We start from the raw sequence: 2,672 nt of genomic DNA on the forward strand, positions 1-2,672 counted from the left end.
CAGGTGATCGCCGACCGGGCCGAGAAGGCAGCGGTGATCGTGACCACCAACCTGCCGTTCTCCGAGTGGTCGCAGGTGATCCCCAATCCGCGGCTGTGCAAGGCGCTGATCGATCGGCTGACCGACCGGGCCCACATCATCACCACCGGGACCGAGTCCTACCGGTTCCGCCGCACGACGGCCCAGCGCAAGGCGAGCAAAACCTGATGGGAAGGACAGGGACATGACGCGACCCGCAGCGCAGAGGGCGGTCCGGCACGGCCGGTTGGGCGCCGGCTTGATGGGCCAGGCACCGCAGCAATCGCGGGCATTATTGTCATCTGACGGAATATGGCGCTGTCAGCGCGAGCCAGGGCCCATCCGGCGCACGACTGCTGATGGCACGGCACACCGTATCACCAGCCCATGGCAGCAGGCCACCCCGTTACGCAGTAACGGCACGGCATGGACAGCGGCCCCCGCTGCCACACCCGGCATCCGCAGGTCCGGCTCTGGCGGGATCACCTCGCTGCCTCGCCAATTACTGTCATCTGACGGAATTCAATCGGTCGGTGACAGACCATCACCGCTTCCGAGCAGCGGGCAATATTCGTCAGTGACGGAAAAAAGGCGAGGCAGCGATGAGCGAGCCTGACGCGAAAGGCACGGCAGGCAAATCATGATGGAAAGGACAGAGATCTGACGCTGACCGGCTGAGCCGGGCCGAGGCCCGGCTCAGCCGATCAAACCCCGGAGGGTGGGCCAGAATTCGTCAGCACAAGTGGGCCAAAATTCATGGACACAGCCAATTCACCCGCATGGCACCCATCCCCATGCCGAAGCGCAGGTCCTTGGTATCGCGGAACTGCGGCTCGATGGTGTGAACGCAAATGACAAAAGCGGTCGGCCTCGCCGGTTGGGCTGGTCGGGATCACGTAACGGATCTCGACCTCGCCATTGGTGACGACGACACGGGCGATCAGCCACTCGATCAACTGCCGCTTCTGCTCCCAACTGGCTTGTTCAAGCCCCTGGCTGACGCGCTGGCAGAACTGCTCCACGTTCAACCCAAGACGCACGATTTCGGCCTGGCGGTCCGCCTGTGCCTCAAGTTGGCGCTCTTGCCCGGCGAGGGCCTGCTCACGCTGCTCCAGGTCGCGCCGCCGCCGCTGATATTCCGCCAGGTCCATCACGCCCGCAAGGTAAGCCTCGGTCAGCCGTTCGACCTGGCGTTGCAGACTGGCTTGCCCATGGCGGAGGGTGTTGCGGCGCGCCTGGAGTTCCTGCGGCAGCCAGTGCCCGCCATGAGCCCGCTCCAGCGCGAGGCGGATCGTCTCGGGATGGGTCAGCATCTGGCAGAGGTCGGCCCACACCATTGCGTCCAGTTGGGCGGCGGGAATGAGGCGCGCGGGGCAGATCGTGTCGCGATGCGAATGCAGGGCCGACAGTTTGTCCCTACATTGGTAGTAACAATAGCCTGGCGAGGCGCAGCGGCCGGTGCACGAGAGACCGCACACGCCGCAACTGACCAGAGCGCGCAGCAGGTAGGGATGCGCGGTGTTGTTGCGGCGTGCGAACTGCCGGTTCTGGGCGAGCCTGTCCTGCACGCGGTCGAATTGCTCCTGCGTCACCACCGCTGCGACCGGCGCGACCGCAATCCATTCTTCGCGCGGTCGTATCCGACGCGATGTCCCCGGACCGCATGATTCTTGTATACGCCCAGCGTAGATCTGTCCTGTATAGACGGGATTGGTCAGGATATGGCGCACGGTGGTGACGTTCCAGCGCCGTCCGGCGTGCGGCGGCGTAATGGCGTCGCACCGCAGCTTGTTGGTTAAGCCAAACAGGCTGTCATGCTCGTCGGCATAGAGGGCGAACAGCATGGCGACCACCGCCGCCTCGGCCTCGTCCTGGTGCACCCCGGCCGGATCACGTGGCCGCTCGGGATCGAGACGAAAGCCATAGGGCGGCCTTGTCCAGGGCAGCAGCACGCCCGATTGCAGCTTGTGCAGACGGCCCCGGCGCATCCGCTCGGCGATCAGGCTGCGCTCGTATTCCGCCACGGCGCCACGGATCTGCAACAGCAACTGATCGTGCGGATCCCGGGTCATCGGCCGGTCGAGGAACTCGACCTGGCAGCCGGTCGTGGTCAGCTCCTCGAGCAACAGCACCTGATGGACATACTGTCGCGCCAGCCGGTCCGGCGCCGTGATCAGCACCCGGTCGAGGGCACAGAGCGCCGCGCGGTCACGCAGCCGCTCCAGACCGGGCCGCTTGAGGCTGGCACCGCTGTAGCCATCATCGCGGAAGATGTTCTCGGCCGTCACCGTCCAGCCCTGCGCCTGGGCGTGCGCTTGCAGACGCTCCAGTTGCTGGGCGACGCCGTCGGCCTGTGCCTGACGTTGTGTCGATACACGTGCATAGAGAGCGAGTCTCATGACTGACCTCCTGTCTCGGAGGCGCGGGGCCGACCGGTACGGCGGCGCAGCCCAGGGTAATCGGGCGAAAAAATTACCTGACAACGAGGCTGGCGAGAAAATCATCATCCCAGCCGGCCGCCTTGCGGCTGCTGCGCAATGAACTCTTCCCGGGTGCATTGCGGAGCAGGTTCTGCGCCATGTGCTTGATGGCGGCGAAATTGGCCGGGGCATGGTCTGTCCGGACGCGGCACTCGTCATCGCGGAAGACCATGT

At 65.2% G+C, this 2,672-nt stretch carries 2 protein-coding genes and 1 pseudogene; 1 reads left to right on the forward strand and 2 read right to left on the reverse strand.

The window, feature by feature from the left end; genetic code table 11:
• A partial coding sequence (locus CCS01_RS15840; protein ID WP_158258420.1) for an ATP-binding protein occupies nt 1-207 on the forward strand: 207 nt, incomplete at its 5' end.
• A gap of 515 nt (nt 208-722) precedes the next feature.
• Here the strand turns inward: CCS01_RS15840 and CCS01_RS15845 are convergent.
• Nucleotides 723-2,525 carry a recombinase family protein gene (locus tag CCS01_RS15845; protein ID WP_204848305.1) on the reverse strand — a complete coding sequence of 601 codons (1,803 nt, stop codon included), beginning with the start codon at nt 2,523-2,525 and terminating at the stop codon, nt 723-725.
• Nucleotides 2,491-2,672, reverse strand: a pseudogene (locus tag CCS01_RS34695) (ISAs1 family transposase); the annotation flags it as partial. The gene CCS01_RS15845 and the pseudogene CCS01_RS34695, both read right to left, overlap by 35 nt.

Origin of the sequence: Rhodopila globiformis (genome assembly GCF_002937115.1) — a bacterium.
Lineage (GTDB): Bacteria > Pseudomonadota > Alphaproteobacteria > Acetobacterales > Acetobacteraceae > Rhodopila > Rhodopila globiformis.

Coding starts and splice junctions, on each gene's coding strand:
- CCS01_RS15845 (WP_204848305.1), bottom strand. CDS start 2,525: ATGATGATTTTCTCGCCAGCCTCGTTGTCAGGTAATTTTTTCGCCCGA.